Origin of the sequence: Catenovulum agarivorans YM01 (genome assembly GCF_000281085.1) — a bacterium.
Taxonomy (GTDB): domain Bacteria; phylum Pseudomonadota; class Gammaproteobacteria; order Enterobacterales; family Alteromonadaceae; genus Catenovulum; species Catenovulum agarivorans.
The window spans coordinates 131,080-146,735 of sequence record NZ_JH767535.1 but is presented as its reverse complement, the minus strand read 5'-3'; the positions used below and the strand labels follow the sequence as shown (position 1 = coordinate 146,735).

13 protein-coding genes are annotated in these 15,656 nt (G+C 38.3%); 2 read left to right on the top strand and 11 right to left on the bottom strand.

Going from position 1 to position 15,656, the window contains the following annotated elements; all coding sequences use genetic code 11:
* Positions 1-308: 308 nt before the first annotated feature.
* The 4 genes from pssA to rluD form a co-directional block, all read right to left on the bottom strand.
* A complete protein-coding gene (pssA, locus tag WSC_RS0117665) occupies positions 309-1,118 on the bottom strand; it encodes a CDP-diacylglycerol--serine O-phosphatidyltransferase (protein ID WP_016957285.1) in 810 nt (269 codons plus the stop codon).
* A 43-nt stretch (positions 1,119-1,161) separates the two neighbouring features.
* Positions 1,162-3,741 (bottom strand): ATP-dependent chaperone ClpB, encoded by a 2,580-nt coding sequence (clpB, locus tag WSC_RS0117660; RefSeq protein WP_016957284.1) that lies wholly within the window; start codon positions 3,739-3,741, stop codon positions 1,162-1,164.
* Positions 3,742-3,847: 106 nt separating this feature from the next.
* Positions 3,848-4,540, bottom strand: a complete 693-nt coding sequence (pgeF, locus tag WSC_RS0117655; RefSeq protein ID WP_237716334.1) for a peptidoglycan editing factor PgeF — start codon at positions 4,538-4,540, stop codon at positions 3,848-3,850.
* A 52-nt stretch (positions 4,541-4,592) separates the two neighbouring features.
* Entirely contained in the window at positions 4,593-5,567 is a 975-nt protein-coding gene (gene rluD / locus WSC_RS0117650) for a 23S rRNA pseudouridine(1911/1915/1917) synthase RluD (protein ID WP_016957282.1), read from the bottom strand.
* 105 nt (positions 5,568-5,672) lie between these two features.
* Here rluD and WSC_RS0117645 point away from each other — a divergent pair, with 105 nt between their 5' ends.
* Positions 5,673-6,431 (top strand): outer membrane protein assembly factor BamD, encoded by a 759-nt coding sequence (locus tag WSC_RS0117645; RefSeq protein ID WP_016957281.1) that lies wholly within the window; start codon positions 5,673-5,675, stop codon positions 6,429-6,431.
* A 60-nt stretch (positions 6,432-6,491) separates the two neighbouring features.
* Here WSC_RS0117645 and WSC_RS23265 read toward each other — a convergent pair whose 3' ends face one another.
* From WSC_RS23265 to WSC_RS0117610, 7 genes are all read right to left on the bottom strand, one after another.
* On the bottom strand, positions 6,492-6,791 hold the full coding sequence (locus WSC_RS23265) for a HigA family addiction module antitoxin (RefSeq protein ID WP_016957280.1): 300 nt from the start codon (positions 6,789-6,791) through the stop codon (positions 6,492-6,494).
* 7 nt (positions 6,792-6,798) lie between these two features.
* Positions 6,799-7,086, bottom strand: a complete 288-nt coding sequence (locus WSC_RS23260; RefSeq protein WP_016957279.1) for a hypothetical protein — start codon at positions 7,084-7,086, stop codon at positions 6,799-6,801.
* Between the two features lie 449 nt (positions 7,087-7,535).
* Entirely contained in the window at positions 7,536-10,442 is a 2,907-nt protein-coding gene (locus tag WSC_RS0117630; protein ID WP_016957278.1) for an HD domain-containing protein, read from the bottom strand.
* Positions 10,443-10,718: 276 nt separating this feature from the next.
* A complete protein-coding gene (locus WSC_RS0117625; protein WP_016957277.1) occupies positions 10,719-11,819 on the bottom strand; it encodes a Fic family protein in 1,101 nt (366 codons plus the stop codon).
* Positions 11,820-11,886: 67 nt separating this feature from the next.
* On the bottom strand, positions 11,887-13,059 hold the full coding sequence (locus WSC_RS0117620; protein ID WP_016957276.1) for a RelA/SpoT domain-containing protein: 1,173 nt from the start codon (positions 13,057-13,059) through the stop codon (positions 11,887-11,889).
* Between the two features lie 163 nt (positions 13,060-13,222).
* Positions 13,223-14,041, bottom strand: a complete 819-nt coding sequence (locus WSC_RS0117615; RefSeq protein WP_016957275.1) for a hypothetical protein — start codon at positions 14,039-14,041, stop codon at positions 13,223-13,225.
* 54 nt (positions 14,042-14,095) lie between these two features.
* Positions 14,096-15,169, bottom strand: coding sequence for an AI-2E family transporter (locus tag WSC_RS0117610; protein WP_016957274.1), 1,074 nt, complete (start codon positions 15,167-15,169; stop codon positions 14,096-14,098).
* 80 nt (positions 15,170-15,249) lie between these two features.
* Between WSC_RS0117610 and folX the strand changes: the two genes are divergently transcribed.
* Positions 15,250-15,618, top strand: a complete 369-nt coding sequence (gene folX, locus WSC_RS0117605) for a dihydroneopterin triphosphate 2'-epimerase (RefSeq protein ID WP_016957273.1) — start codon at positions 15,250-15,252, stop codon at positions 15,616-15,618.
* Positions 15,619-15,656 lie beyond the last annotated feature (38 nt).

Sequence of the window (15,656 nt, the reverse complement as noted above, 5' to 3'; positions counted from 1 at the left end):
GGCGCGCATTCTACGCTTCTCATTTCGCTTGTCAACCCTTTATTTTTAAGCTTTTTAGATAAGTTTTAAAAACAAGTTTTTGATTCAAGCTAGCAGGATTTGGAAGAGTTGTTTCTTGCCGCGTCGCTGCGTTGTGGTGGCGCATTATAGGGACAAAAGAATTGCCGTCAATACGTTTTTTTAAGTTTTTATCGTTTTTAGATTCGTTCGGTTATTTTTCAAACAAAAGCGTACATTTCTCGTGCTTTAAGAACAAAAAAACGGCAATTAAGCCGTTTTTTTGTTTGTACAATATAACCTGAAGAAAGTTATTTATCAGATTTCTCTATTTCAGTTTGCTCAACAGAAGAATCAACTTCTTCAGGATCTTTCTCAACTACATCTCGCGCTTTTAGCTCTTTAACACTTCGGTAAGTAATAATTGGTCCAGACAAAGCGTACAAAGAAAACAAAGTAAACAATACTAAAGCAGGTTCAGTTGCTACCACTACAAATACCAGTACCACTAACAAAATACCAATAAATGGTACGCTTGATTTCCAGTTAACTTCTTTAAATGAAGAGTATCTAAAGTTACTCACCATTAATAAACCAGTTAAGATGGTGATCACTGTCGCTAAAAAGCCAAATGACCCTCTATCTAAATCATACTCTGCCCCCAACCAAACCATACCTGCAACAATCGCAGCGGCAGCCGGGCTTGCTAAACCTTTAAAGTAACGTTTATCGGCAGTATCAACCGTTGTATTAAAGCGCGCTAAACGCAGCGCGGCACCCGCGGTATAAATAAACGCAGCCAACCAACCTATTTTACCTAAATCGTGTAACGCCCAATTATACGCCACTAATGCAGGCGCAATACCAAACGACACCATGTCGGCCATACTGTCGTATTCAGCACCAAATGGGCTTTGCGTATTGGTCATACGTGCGACACGTCCGTCGAGCGCATCAAAAATCATCGCAATAAAAATGGCCACTGCGGCACTTTCAAACTGGTTATTCATAGATGCAATAACTGCATAAAAACCTGAAAACAAACCGCCAGTGGTTAATAAGTTAGGAAGAAGGTAAATTCCTTTTCTGTGATTGTGCACAGTTTCGCTATTGTCAGACATATTTTCTCTAGAGATAAAAGCCTGCGCTCAGGCAGGCTATATTTTATGATTTTGAAATGAATACTAATTTATCATCTTTTTCATCAACAACAATGGTTTTTTCCAAAGGGAGTTTGCCAGAGAGCAAATCTTGCGCTAATGGATTCTCAATTTGTTGTTGAATTGCGCGTTTAAGTGGTCTTGCCCCAAACACAGGATCAAAACCAACCGCAGCAAGTTTATCCAACGCGCGCTCACTAATTTTAAAGCCATAACCTTTTTGCTCTAATCTTGCTTTTAGACTAGACAACTGGATTTTGGCAATATTTTTAATATGTTCAGCTTGTAATGGGTGGAACACTACGGTTTCGTCAATACGATTGATAAACTCAGGTCTAAAGTGTGTACCTACAATTTCCATTACTGCACTGCGCATATCTTCAAAACTAGCATTCTTAAATTGCTCTTGAATAACATCCGAACCTAAATTCGACGTCATAATAACAACAGTATTTTTAAAGTCGACTGTACGCCCTTGCCCATCGGTCAAACGGCCGTCATCCAACAACTGCAATAAAATGTTAAATACATCAGGGTGCGCCTTTTCCACTTCATCCAATAAAATAACTGAATAAGGTTTGCGTCGCACCGCCTCGGTTAAATAACCGCCCTCTTCGTAACCAACATATCCAGGGGGCGCACCAAGTAAACGCGACACCGCATGTTTTTCCATAAACTCAGACATATCGATACGCACCATAGAGGCTTCAGTATCAAATAAAAAGTTCGCCAAGGCTTTACACAATTCAGTTTTACCCACACCTGTTGGGCCTAAGAATAAGAAGGAACCAATGGGACGATTTGGATCAGACAAACCAGCGCGTGAACGACGAATTGCATTTGCTACAGAAGCAACAGCTTCATGCTGGCCAACTACGCGTTTGTGTAATTCATCTTCCATACGCAACAATTTGTCACGCTCACCTTCAAGCATTTTAGCAACAGGAATACCCGTCCAACGCGACAATACTTCGGCAATTTCGGCATCTGTTACTCTATGTTTAAGCAAGCTCATATCTTGCATTTCAGCTTGTACAGCTAAATCAAGTTGGCGCTCTAATGCTGGAATTTTACCGTATTGCAATTCAGACATACGGTTTAAGTCACCTGCACGGCGTGCAATATCTAAATCTAACCTTGCTTGTTCAAGCGCAGTTTTAATATTTTGCGCACCTTGCAATGCCGCTTTTTCAGCATTCCAAATTTCTTCTAAGTCAGCAAATTTGCGTTCGTTCTCGTGAATTTCTTGTTCAAGCAACTGCAAACGTTTTTTACTTGCATCGTCACGCTCTTTGGATAACGCCTGTTTTTCCAATTTTAATTGAATAGTACGGCGCTCCAATCTATCTAACTCTTCTGGTTTCGAATCGATTTGCATACGAATGCTAGAAGCAGCTTCGTCAATTAAGTCGATGGCCTTATCAGGCAATTGGCGATCAGCAATATATCTATGCGACAAAGACGCCGCCGCAACAATTGCTGGATCAGTAATTTCTACTGAATGATGTAACTCGTAGCGCTCTTTCAAACCACGCAAAATCGCAATAGTGTCATCAACAGTTGGTTGTTCAACTAAAACTTTTTGGAAACGACGTTCAAGTGCTGCATCTTTTTCAATAAATTGACGATATTCATCTAAGGTGGTTGCACCAACACAGTGTAGTTCACCACGCGCAAGTGCAGGTTTAAGCATATTGCCAGCGTCCATTGCGCCTTCTCCTTTACCAGCACCAACCATAGTGTGCAATTCATCAATAAATAAAATAACTTGGCCTTCTTCTTTAGCAAGCTCGTTTAACACAGCTTTTAAACGCTCTTCAAACTCACCACGGTATTTAGCACCAGCGACGAGTGCGCCCATGTCTAATGACAATACGCGTTTGCTTTTTAAACCTTCAGGCACTTCACCATTAATAATGCGTTGGGCTAAACCTTCGGCAATCGCAGTTTTACCCACACCAGGCTCACCAATTAACACAGGGTTATTTTTGGTGCGGCGTTGCAGTACTTGAATAGTTCTGCGAATTTCTTCATCACGGCCAATTACAGGATCTAACTTACCTTGCTCGGCTCTAGCTGTTAAATCTAAGGTGAATTTTTCTAACGCTTGGCGTTTTTCTTCCGCATTTGGGTCGTCAACATTTTGCCCACCACGAATTTGCTCAATAGCTTTTTCTAAACTTTGTTGGCTAGCACCCAAGCGGCGTAAAATACCCCCTAACTCGCCTTTATCTTCAATTGCAGCAAGTAAAAATATTTCAGACGAAATAAATTTGTCTTTGCGTTTTTGTGCAAGTTTGTCAGATAAATTAAGAATATTGATAAGAGAGCGCGAAAGCTGAACGTCGGCATCCGCCCCTTCAACTTTGGCAAGCCTGTCTAACGCTTCAGCAAGTTGAGATCTTAAACCAGTAACGTTAACACCGGCTAAATTTAAAATGCTGCGAACAGAACCGCTGTCTTGATTAAGCAGCGAGTACATTAAATGAATAGGTTCAATAAATTGATGATCGCGCCCAAGCGCTAAAGACTGAGCATCAGAAATTGCAATTTGAAATTGGCTGGTCAATTTATCTAGTCGCATAACAACCCCATTTACCTGTTTGGCTGATATTTTGTATAACTAGAAAATGGGTATCAGGAAAAAATAATTCAAGAGCAACGAAAGATAAAATATGATCTAGCGCAAACTATTCCAGCCAAATTAAGGATGCTTGGCGACCAGTCGCGCCTTCTTTACGATAACTAAAATATTTATCGCTATTGGTGACTGTACATTCAAAATCAGAATAAATTTCAGTGACGTTCAGTTTATTTAACTCAATGCTGGCTAATTTAAAAATATCCGCCAAAAACTTACCTTGATTAGACGAAGGTTTAAAAGCCTGCGCGTAACTTTTATCAATTTCAACAAAAGCTTGTTTAACCTCAGCGCCAACTTCAAAAGCATCTTTACCAATTGCTGGGCCAAACCAAACTAAAATATCGCTCGCTTCAATTGAATGCTCAGCTATGGCTGACTGAATAACTTGGGTTAACAACTGCTGCTGCAAACCACGCCAACCACAATGCACTGCCGCAACAAAGTTAGCATTTTTGTCGGTTAATAAAACAGGTAAACAATCGGCCGTCATTACCACACATACTTGTTTAGGTTTATGAGTGATAGAGGCATCGGCCACAGGCACAGAATTAAAATTATCTAACTTAGATAAATCGACACAATTATTACCATGCACTTGCTCAAGCCAAACAATAGGATGTTCAACTTCTAACAATTGGCGGTTTTGCTCAACCACAGCGGCGTCATCCGCTACATGCATGGCTAAATTAAAACTGGAATAAGGCGCTTTGCTTAAACCATTTAAACGTGTTGTTTGCATGGCCTTAACCTTGGCAGGTGCAGGCCAATTAGGCGCAAAACAACGGTTTGAATTAGTCATTATCCAAGCCGTTTAATTTAGTGTCTTCACGCAAAATAGCAGCAATGCTGGTCATATCTTCAGGTATTGGCGCTTCAAACTGCATCCACTCACCTGTTGCTGGATGTTCCAACTCCAAAATTGCAGCATGCAAAGCTTGGCGACGAAAATTGCGTAGCGCTTCAATTAAACCTTCAACCGCACCTTTTGGTGGGCGAACTTTACCGCCATATGCATAATCACCCACCAAAGGATGTTTTAAATGCGACATATGCACACGAATTTGGTGAGTACGGCCAGTTTCTAAACGCAAACGCAAACGTGTATGCGCGCGATATTTTTCAGCAACACGATAATGCGTAACCGCTGGTTTACCGTCGTGTACTACAGCTTGAATTGTACGTTTAGTTGGATGACGACCAATTGGGTAATCCGCCACACCACCTGCTGTCATAGTGCCATTTACAATAGCTTCGTATTCACGCGTTACCGTTTTGTCTTGCAACTGAGCAACCAATGAAGTTTGTGCAGGTAAATTTTTCGCAACAACCATTAAACCTGTGGTGTCTTTATCTAAACGATGCACAATACCCGCACGTGGCACCTGCTCAATTTGTGGGTAATGATGCAACAAAGCATTCAAAATTGTGCCTTTTGGGTTACCCGCACCTGGGTGCACAACCAAATTAGCCGGTTTATTTATCACTAAAATATCGTCGTCTTCGTAAACAATATCTAGCTCAATATCTTGTGCTGGCGCTTCAACTTCAGCTTTAATTTCGGCTTCAATTTCAATAAGTTCGCCGCCTAAAACCTTTTCGCGCGGTTTAGTTGCAACCACACCATCCACGGTAATATGGCCAGCTAATAACCATTCTTTTAAACGAGATCGAGAATATTCAGGGAACAATTCTGAAATTGCTTGATCTAAACGGCTACCAATTGCAGTTTGGGGTAGCGTACCAGTTAATGTAATTTTTTCTGTCATATCGCGCTCTGAATGATAAATCTGTGCAACTTGGCTTGCCCTAGGTTAGAATGGGCAGATTATTATACAGATTAAATTACCATTTAAAATAAGAGGGAGTTCAGGTTGAACTTGAAACATAGCCTAATTGTGGGTGCTTTGGCGCTAAATGTACTTGCTGGATGTTCAAACACCCCAGATGAAATAGTAGTTGCAGAGCAATCTGCAGTAGAAGCTCAGTACAACGAAGCAAAAGATTTATTACTTCAAGGTAATTACGTAAGAGCGGCAGAAATTTTATCAGCACTTGATGCAAGCTTCCCTTTTGGCCCATATTCGCACCAAATTCAGCTAGACCTAATATACTCGTACTACAAAACCGACAACACAGCGCAAGCTTTAGCGTCGATAGACCGCTTTTTAAAATTAAACCCAACCCACACAGATATTGACTATGTGTACTACATGCGCGGTTTAACCAACACCAAAGCAGCACAAAATGCCTTGCAAGAAATGGTTGGCATAGAACGTTTCGACCGTGACATAACCGAACACAGAGAAGCGTTTAACGACTTTAACACCATAATTAACCAATACCCGCACAGCAAATACGCTAAAGACGCGCGCCAACGCATGATTTTTATAAAAGACTTTATTGCAAAAAGTGAATTGGCCGTAGCGCAATACTACATGAAACGCGGCAGCTACGTAGCAGCAGCCAACCGTGCACAATATGTATTGGAAAATTTAGGCGACACCCAACAAGTAGAAAAAGCATTAGAAATGATGTTAGAAAGTTACCACCAGCTTAAATTAACTGACTTATACAACAATACTTACCAAGTGTTGAAGCTAAACTACCCTGATAACCCAATGGTTAATTAAGCTAGTTTGAGCGTTTAAAGTTTGAAATAAGCCAGATTTGATTGGGGATTGAATCTGGCTTCAGCCAAAAGCATAAAGCGGCTCTGCTTCCACTTCTAAATTACTGTTTACATACAAATCATATTTGGTCTGCAAACTCAGCCAAAATGCAGCATTAATACCGGTAGATCGCTCTAACTTATATGCTAACGGCGCTGTTACAGACACCTTGCCATTTACAAAATTATTCAAATGAGGTCGGTTAACATGCATCAACTTAGCGGCTTGAACAATTGTAATCTTGTGCCTATCTAAAATACGCTTTTTAAAAATAGCTCCAGGATGCTGAGCTGGTAATTTATTGCTTCTAACTATGCTCATAAGTCACCTAATTAAACTCGTTTAAATTAACATTGTAAGCGTCACCATGGCGATACAAACAGGTAACACTACCAACTGGCTCTACACTATTAACTGTAATGGTAACAGCCCAATTTTCTGGTTCGTACTCGTCAATCTTGAAACCACCGAGTAATTCTAAGTCAGTAATGCAAGTTGACGAATCTAATAAATCTAACACCTCAATTACTTCATAAACATAAATACTCGGTAATAGCGAAATATCACTAGTCGTCCATAACCTCTCTAAAACATTTGATTTAAAACTAACAATCAAAATCCACAACCCTTTGTATAGTGTATGCTCACACGATACAAAAATAAAAATATAATATCAATAACGATTTTGTTAAATGTAATAAATTTGGATAGAAAATTAGAGCGTTGTGCAAAATGGCTGGTTCCGCAGCAGCCATTCCGTATAACTCGTTTCACCCCAAAATGAGTCGACATAAATGATCTGAGAGCGGCTTTGAGCGAATGCGGACGGTCGGACGGGTAAACACGATTTTGAATAAAAATGAGTTAGGACGAATGCGTGTTTTGTGCCAATAGCGGATCTTGGCTTATAAATTTTAAAACCAGCTGCTCATAAGCAGACATTCATCCAACTCGAATTTTGCATATTTGGTAGGTGGGGTAAGCCAGAGGAGAACCCAACGTATTGAATTATAGCATAATATTGTTAGGATTCACTTCGTTCGACCCAACCCATCGAGTTGCTAGTTAAGAAGTTTGGCGTAATGATTTAATATGAGCTATCAATTTGTCATAAGTTTCAGAAATTTCTGATTTAGTAGTATCTGGATTTTTTCTATTCTCGTACACCCACTCTACAAGTTTATCAAAATTGAATTTTTCAAATGATGAATCGCCATGTTTAAATGGCATCACCATGATGTTTTTATCAATCAAAGAAATGGAAGAGGATAGATAGTGATGTAAGTGCTCACAAAACCCTATATTTTCATTTTCTACAGCTAAACTTTTATATTGATCAGGACATAAGAAAGCCATTCGAGGCCACCTATCTCGTCGGTTAATTTCCATAATAAATTTGAGCACGGAATCATCGATTATGCATTTTGCGTCTTTAGTATATTCTATAATTTTTTCTTCCTTATTTTCAGTTTTGTTATAAGAAATATTTAAACCGTGAAAATATTTAGGCAGTAAATAATTTTGTAAAAATATAACAGACTCAATTCTGGGACTTGCACTTACTTTTATAATATATTCATCATCATGCTTTTCGATTTCAAGCTCTTGATTTTTATTAGGTTCAGATTTGATCGTGTATGTAACTAACTTTAATGTAACCGAACTGGCACTAACGACGCTTTGTGTGTAATGTTCAGTTACACCTAACTGTATATTAGGTTTATCATTATCTGCTTGCGAACCAGTAATAAAATCCTCAACAGAACTCAAGCTAATTACAAAAGCATCTAAATACTCTTTATCTTTTGAGTTACAGTTATTCCTTTCCTGCTTAACGTACGAAACTAAAGCTTCAGTAATGTATTCAAACAATTCATTTTGTTTTGATTGCTTTAGTTTGTTTCGATTTACTTCTAAATATTCATCGGCATTGAAGCCCAATATATCAATATCAAAACAGCAAAAACTGGTAGTGAAAACTGTTTCTAAGATTTGACCTTTAAAAAGCAAGTTACTTCTATATGTACCTTCGCCAAATTTACTGTTATCTGATAGCTGTATTAATTTGATTCTGAAACCTGACTCATGGAAATAACCACTATTGCTAAACCCTTGGTAATCTGTATTAATTCTCGAACCATTAAAAATTAAATCTATTGGTACATAGCTGTGCACTGAAAATTTAGTTACTTGATATATTAGTTTAAGGATATCTATATTTAGTTGCCTGTCCTCAATAAAGTCGTAATTATTAATTTCGGCGACTAGATTTTCATCATCTAAAGAATAAGAAAAGCTATTTAAAATTTTCTTCGTTCGGAATCTGAATTTAAGCAATGAGCCTGTTTCATATTTATAACCTGCTTCTTCTTTTTTTATAAAAATATTGCCTGACTTAGATTTGTTAGGAGCATTCATCTCAACAATAAGTACCTCATTGTCATAGAAACTCTTAGATCGGATAATTACTTGATCGGTGATCATAAATATACTTTGAAAGCCAATTCCAAAAGCTCCCGAAGGTTTTAGCCAATAAGGCATCGAATCGATAAGCGCTTTCTTTCTTAAATCCTTATTTGAAGAGCCAATGTTTTGTAAAAATTTCAGACCTTCTTTATTAATCCCCATCCCTTTATCTTCAATTGATATTTCCCATTCAACAATATTGTCATTTGCGCGAATCTCATCAATACAAATATTAATACTATAGTTGTCGTTTAAAATAGGATTTAAGCCATCAGACGGTTGTTCAAAACTAACCGTCTTATATTTATTCCGTATTGTTTTATCACACCAAAGCTTTAAAAGCGTAGTGTCTGCTGCATTTTGTAAAATTTCCCTTATACATTGAAAACGTTCTTTATATATTCCAGAACCTTCAATGATGCTAAACATTTTATCTGTATCAACTTCAAACTTAGGTGTACTGTCACGACTCAGTAATTCATATCCTTTTAGTTGAATATCTAGGTTCCCGATAGTCGGTAGCAATCCCATTTTTTTATTAGGTACAATATCATCCCAGTGCATCATCTGCTGCTGGACTTCTTTTTCTAAATAGCTAAACCAGCTAGACGTAGCAGTATAACCATCATATGTTTCACATTCAGCAGTAACTTCAATCCTATTCTGATCCATACGAAAATGTCTTATAGACAAATGCTTTTCTATATGAGCATGAGTTGATGCTGGGGGGTTCCCTGCTGTTTTGAGCATAACAGGGCAAAAACGGTTGTCATCTAAATCTAATAAATCCCCTAATCTTAACAAACAGGCAATATACCTAGGATGGGCCTCATCATTACCTAAACCTACTTCTTTTTTGGGCAATGACATGACGTCTTCAAATGAATAACCATGATGAGCACTAACAGCCCCCAAGACTCTAAACAGTCTATTTGGCAATAATTCATTTCTAGGGCTATTAAGCCCAATTTCAGTCGAGGGGTTTGCTATTATTTTACTGGCATTGCTAGCATGACTCTTGCGATAGAACTCTGCTAATAAAAGCTTAACCTCTTCAAGGGTATCTAACGGCCAACCTGAATTAGCCAGAAAATCATATTCAAAGCCGTCCTGATATTTCTTTGCTATAGAATTAAACTCATGGGTCGTATCATTGACGATTGAACTTAAAAAATCTTTAAACTCAGTTTTTTTCCAGTCCTCACGTATTTTATCCATAGGTACAACCATACCAATATCATGGCAAAAGGCAGATTCTAATATAAGCCATAGGTCGGTTGCTGATAATAAGTTAATATTTTCTGTTCCAAGAATGCGCTCTATGTTTGTTACAATTTGATTTGAGTGGGATGCATCATGCAAACTATAATGAGGAAACGTTTGGCCTATATTATTCAACGCTTTGGTTATTAATAACTCATCTATAGTCCATTGTGCCCAAAGAGTTTGTAGTGAATTATTTTCCTCACACAGTTCTTTAAGTCTGTTTTTTATAATTGAAGCCATATATCCCTCTGCGTTGAATAGTTATCTTAAGAATAATCTCATATTTGTTCTAATTTTCATATTCTTATGATTAGCGAAAATGGAGATCAAAATTAGAATTAATCTATAATTACAGCGACAACAAAACAGATCTCAAAAATGTTATGTCCAATATACACAATATATGAAAGCTTTATTTACTCCATATAAAATTGAACATAAGCTAACCCGATAAGCAGACGCTCCATTAAAACCTATTTAAAATCCGCTCTTCGCTCTAACCAGCCCCCAAACCACTCACCCCACCAACAAATACCTTGTACTCCTGCCACCTGCACCTGACTTAACTAGACATCCAGTTTCAACCAGTGCGGCTAAGTGTCTTGTGGCGGTTGGTCTACTTACTTTTGTTACTTTCTGGTATTGGCTGGTGTTTATGCCTTGGTCAAAATCGCCATCTAACATGCGGTTTAATACTTTTACTTGTTCGCTGGTTAATTTTGTTTGGTCTATTCGTCGCCAGTAATTTGTTTTAATTACGGTTTTGTCTACTTCGGCCATTACACCGGCAAAGGTTTTATCTAGCGTTTGTAAAAACCAAACTAACCAGTTGGTTATGTTTAAATCACTTTTTTGTGTTTGTTCTAGTATTTGGTAATAACCTTTACGGTCGGCCAATATGGCAACTGACATGGCGTAAAATCGTACCGATTGTTTCTCTGCTTGTGCCAATGCTAAGTCTGTTAATAATCGGATTATTCTGCCGTTGCCATCATCCAACGGGTGCAAAGTTACGAACCATAAATGGGTTATTGCCGCACGTAGTAAAGGGTCTAATTCGCTGTCGGTTTTGCTTTGGTTAAACCAGTTTATAAAAACATCGAGTTCGGCTTCTAATATTTGTCTGTTAGGTGCTTCAAAATGCACTTGTGGTTTGTCTATTCTGCCCGACACCACTTGCATAGGCGCATCACCTCTTAGCTGGCCTGCAACTGTAGGGTTAAATAATGTATAACCGGCTGGAAATAGCTTTTTATGCCAGTCTAAAATGCGCGTTAAGGTTAATGGCTCGTCGAGGTTTTGCACCGCGTCTAGCATAATTTCGGCTAAACCATCGGTTTGTTCTGTGGTTGGAAAAGGTTTTTCTTCGCTTAAACCGAGTTTATTCGCAAGTGAGGAGCGCACCGAAAAGGCATTGAGTTTTTCACCTTCTATCGCGCTGGAATGCACTATGTTTGCCAGCAAGGTATCTAGCATTGTTTGGTTTTGATCAGCGGTTTGTGCGCCAACTTTACCCAACAATACACCTTGGTTAAGACGAACTTGGCGTAATATAGGGTTGATTACTTGTTTATCCCAACTAAAGTTGGGCCAAGTTTCTCGTTGCCAAAGCCACATATTAACCTCGCGTGATTCAAATAAACGCCTTAATTGAATCACATTATGAGTTGAATAAACTTTTTATTCAATTATCACTATCATTAGAAAGAAATTTATACTCGCCTAAATCAACACCTTGATCATTATCTAGCGCTGCCTCCCCAAGTGAACTTGCGCTCCCCAGCCCACTTATTTTTCGAGTTTCAAATGACATTGCTCCCAGGGCATCCATTACAGACAAAGTTGATGGCGATAAACCAAGACCAAGCATCATAGAATGGGACAGACCAAGTCCTGCAACCGAATCCAAATTAGATAATACAGGGTTCCCCTTCAAAAAACGTTCTGCATATAAATGTTCTCCAGACAATTGAGCGGTTTCTCTCAAATCCCGAACCTCCAATTGCAGTTGCCTAAGATTTTCAGACATACTTTTGTGTTGCTCCTTCTCATTGGACAATGCAGAAGCTAACTCTTCGATCTTTGACAGATGCTCTTCTTGACTGGCTTTTACCTGAGCAATTCTTGCTTCGTGAACATTGATTTCTGCAGTCAGTTCCTTTACAAAAGTCCCCATCTCATCAGCATTTCCAGCAATTTTATTGAAAATGGTTAAGAAATAGGATAACAACTTGTGATTTGAAAAATTTGGGTACCTAACTCTATGATCGATTTCACTCCAAGCCTCTTCAAATATCGTTCGAACTTGAATTTCGGAAATGATTTTTTTTATCGTTGGTTGTGTTGAGATAATGTAATGAATTGACCTATAACCCGAAGGATGAGTCTCAACCTCACACTTGTTTTGTTCATAACTCTTAACAACTGAAGCCTCATCGCCTTCCCGAATATACGCTTTAATGCCTTCTAACGGAGTCCAGTAGTTCAAAATATAACCATGTATATCTAACCATTCATACTTGAACAAATGTAAAACCCTAACTCCGACTAAATCGGTGACTAATTCAGAATAATTATTTTCATTAATTTCAAGATACTTTTTTACTCCAGACATTCGCTTTCTAATTATCTTTTCCGCTAGGTGTTCTGGATCTTTAATACGCCACCGTACCGAGTGTACTTGCGGGCATTTTTGTAACATCTTAGCTAAAAACTCAGCAGCTTCATTCAAATGAGCTGTGTTATCTGCATGCTTCTGTAAAATTAGATTCAAGCTATCTAAACTAATATTAGCTCTATTCCAATCATCCTTGGAAATATTGAGTCTTGTACAGAAACCATCTAAATCATTGATCACATTTCCCCCTTTGATACTAAGTTATGGTTCTAGAATTCATAAACGAGTGATCAAATTCAAATAATCTACTCAAAATATTGGAGCCTTCTGCAATTGCTCTCTGGGTATTTCGGACAATCACCAGAAGAAGATAACATTCACTAAGCCTAATTGATTGCACAAACTACAAATTACACACAAGTGTGGAAAAATTCCACTTGCCCTGATCTTGAATGGCAACAGACACTTCATTCGCTGGCAGAAGCACAATTTGCGAGTCTTTATCTAGTAGGACATTATTACATAGAACCGACACTCCATCTGGATCGGTATTTGGGTGATACATCCATCGAACGAAATAATTGTCAACAAGTTCAGGCATAACATCTACAACAATAAACCCAGCGAAAAATTTACACACTATCCCAACCAATAACAAAATCGTACAAATTGCCAAGATAACATCCGAATTGGGTAAATCATCTTTCGCCAATTTGTACTGTAAAAATAAAGCCAGCGGCATCATCAGAGCTTGTAACACCGCAACCCACATAACCGAGCTATAGACGATGACCAATAGGTGTTCAAATATAGAAAATGTACCGGAGGGCGTTTTTGTTAAGCGCGCCATGTATGTCGCAATTTCGATAGAGCAATAAAACGTAATAGAAATACCTAACGAAATAACCACGAATTTTACAAAAAGCGACTTAAAAAGTTTGCTGCTAACCAATGAATATTTGAAATAGAAGTATGTAATACATAAAACCGCCCCTGTGAATAAAAACAAAATCAACCACTTGTTAGCCTTCAATATGGATAAAAGCGCAAAAATTGCGATTAGAACAACCGAAGCAACTTGAAAAAATAGTAAAAACCTTGGGGCAAAATGCCACAAGATATCGGATCTACATTCCAACCTTTTTTGGTCAATGTGGTGCGCATACCATCCCAAAAAAGCCGAGAAAAGAAGAAGCCAGTACAAGAATATAGATAGTTCCAAATAATCCCCCACGTCCTAATGTACAATTTAAAACAAACTACATAAATTTTTAGTTCACTCTTCTTCCGTATCAAAAATCTGGTGCGATTCTGCTTCTTCTTCCACTTCGGTTTGGTTTGACAGCAGCACAGCTAACCAGTGGGCGGAATCAGATGAGTCGGCGGCTATTTTAACAACCATAGTTAGGGGGACAGATAGCAGCATACCAACAGTCCCTAATAACCAGCCCCAAAATATTAAGCTTAAAAATACCACTAAGGTGGAAAGGCCTAACCCTTTGCCCATGTATTTTGGCTCGACCACGTTGCCCATTACCGTGTTTATAACCACATAACCTATGGCTAAACCTAACGCAGCACTTGGGCTTATTTGCACTAAAGCTAATAACACAGCGGGTATTGCAGCAATTATTGAACCTATATTCGGAATATAGTTAAACAAAAATGCCAATACGCCCCAAAGCACAAAATAATCGACGCCGATAATCCAACACAAAGTACCGGCCAATAAACCTGTGCCTATGCTGACCACAGTTTTTATGGCCAAGTAGTTATTAACCGACTTTAAAAACTCGTCAATTTTGTTGATGTGTTTGGCAGGCTCATCCCACATTAAATAGAGTTTTTTATGTGCAGTGTCGGCTTCAAACAACATAAATACTGTGGTTAATAAAATTAAAAATACGTTAGCCAGGGTATTACCTAAACCCGATAACATATTAGTGGCTAACGACATAGCTGCACCTGGGTCAAAATGTTCGGCTATTTGTTCTTTGTTTAAATGTATGTTCACTGACGCTAGTTTTTCAGTTAACCAAAATATTTCGCTTTGCAGTTTGTTTTTATAGAGTGGTAGGTCTTTACTAAAGTCGTTAATTGACTGGCCAACTAAACTAGCAAGTGAAAAACCTAAAGTAATTATCAGCGCCACCACAAGTGTAACCCCTGCCCACTTAGGTACTTTTACCCCTTCCAACAAACGGATAACCGGCTGACATACAATGGCAATAAAGATAGATAAAATAAAAGGTACAAGCAGTTGTTGCGACGCTTTAACACCTGCCAATATCACTACAAGTGATGCCAGCACAATAAAAACGCGAAAAACTGGATGATGGGTAACAGACATATAGATGATCCATTCTTTAGCAGAATTCGTTATATTGTGCACATATTGAAAATAATTGACGAATAAATCAAGGAAAACAAATGAGCAACCAGCCGCATCTTGCCACTATTAAAATTAAAAATTTAAGGCTTAGAACTTTTATTGGCATTAAAGACGAAGAAATTCAAAACAAACAAGATGTTGTGGTAAACGCCAAAATTCAATATAGCGCAGAGCAAGCTAGCCAAAGTGATAATATGGACGATGCACTTAACTACCGCAGCATCACCAAAAAAATTATTCAGCATGTTGAAAACAATCGCTTTTATTTATTAGAGAAATTAACGTCTGATGTGTTAGAAATTGCCAGCGAACATGCTTGGGTGAAATATGCTGAAGTAGAAATTGATAAACCTTATGCTTTAAGGTTTGCAGACTCAGTTTCGTTGACTTTAAGCTGCGAGAAGTAGTCTATACTCTTACTCATACCCACATATCTGGGTTAACC

Excerpts from the sequence above, each read along its gene's own strand:
- WSC_RS23265 (WP_016957280.1), bottom strand. The coding sequence starts at position 6,791 with ATGAGCATAGTTAGAAGCAATAAATTACCAGCTCAGCATCCTGGAGCT.
- WSC_RS0117625 (WP_016957277.1), bottom strand. The coding sequence starts at position 11,819 with ATGTGGCTTTGGCAACGAGAAACTTGGCCCAACTTTAGTTGGGATAAA.
- WSC_RS0117610 (WP_016957274.1), bottom strand. The coding sequence starts at position 15,169 with ATGTCTGTTACCCATCATCCAGTTTTTCGCGTTTTTATTGTGCTGGCA.
- pssA (WP_016957285.1), bottom strand. The coding sequence starts at position 1,118 with ATGTCTGACAATAGCGAAACTGTGCACAATCACAGAAAAGGAATTTAC.
- rluD (WP_016957282.1), bottom strand. The coding sequence starts at position 5,567 with ATGACAGAAAAAATTACATTAACTGGTACGCTACCCCAAACTGCAATT.
- folX (WP_016957273.1), top strand. The coding sequence starts at position 15,250 with ATGAGCAACCAGCCGCATCTTGCCACTATTAAAATTAAAAATTTAAGG.
- clpB (WP_016957284.1), bottom strand. The coding sequence starts at position 3,741 with ATGCGACTAGATAAATTGACCAGCCAATTTCAAATTGCAATTTCTGAT.
- WSC_RS0117630 (WP_016957278.1), bottom strand. The coding sequence starts at position 10,442 with ATGGCTTCAATTATAAAAAACAGACTTAAAGAACTGTGTGAGGAAAAT.
- pgeF (WP_237716334.1), bottom strand. The coding sequence starts at position 4,540 with ATGCAAACAACACGTTTAAATGGTTTAAGCAAAGCGCCTTATTCCAGT.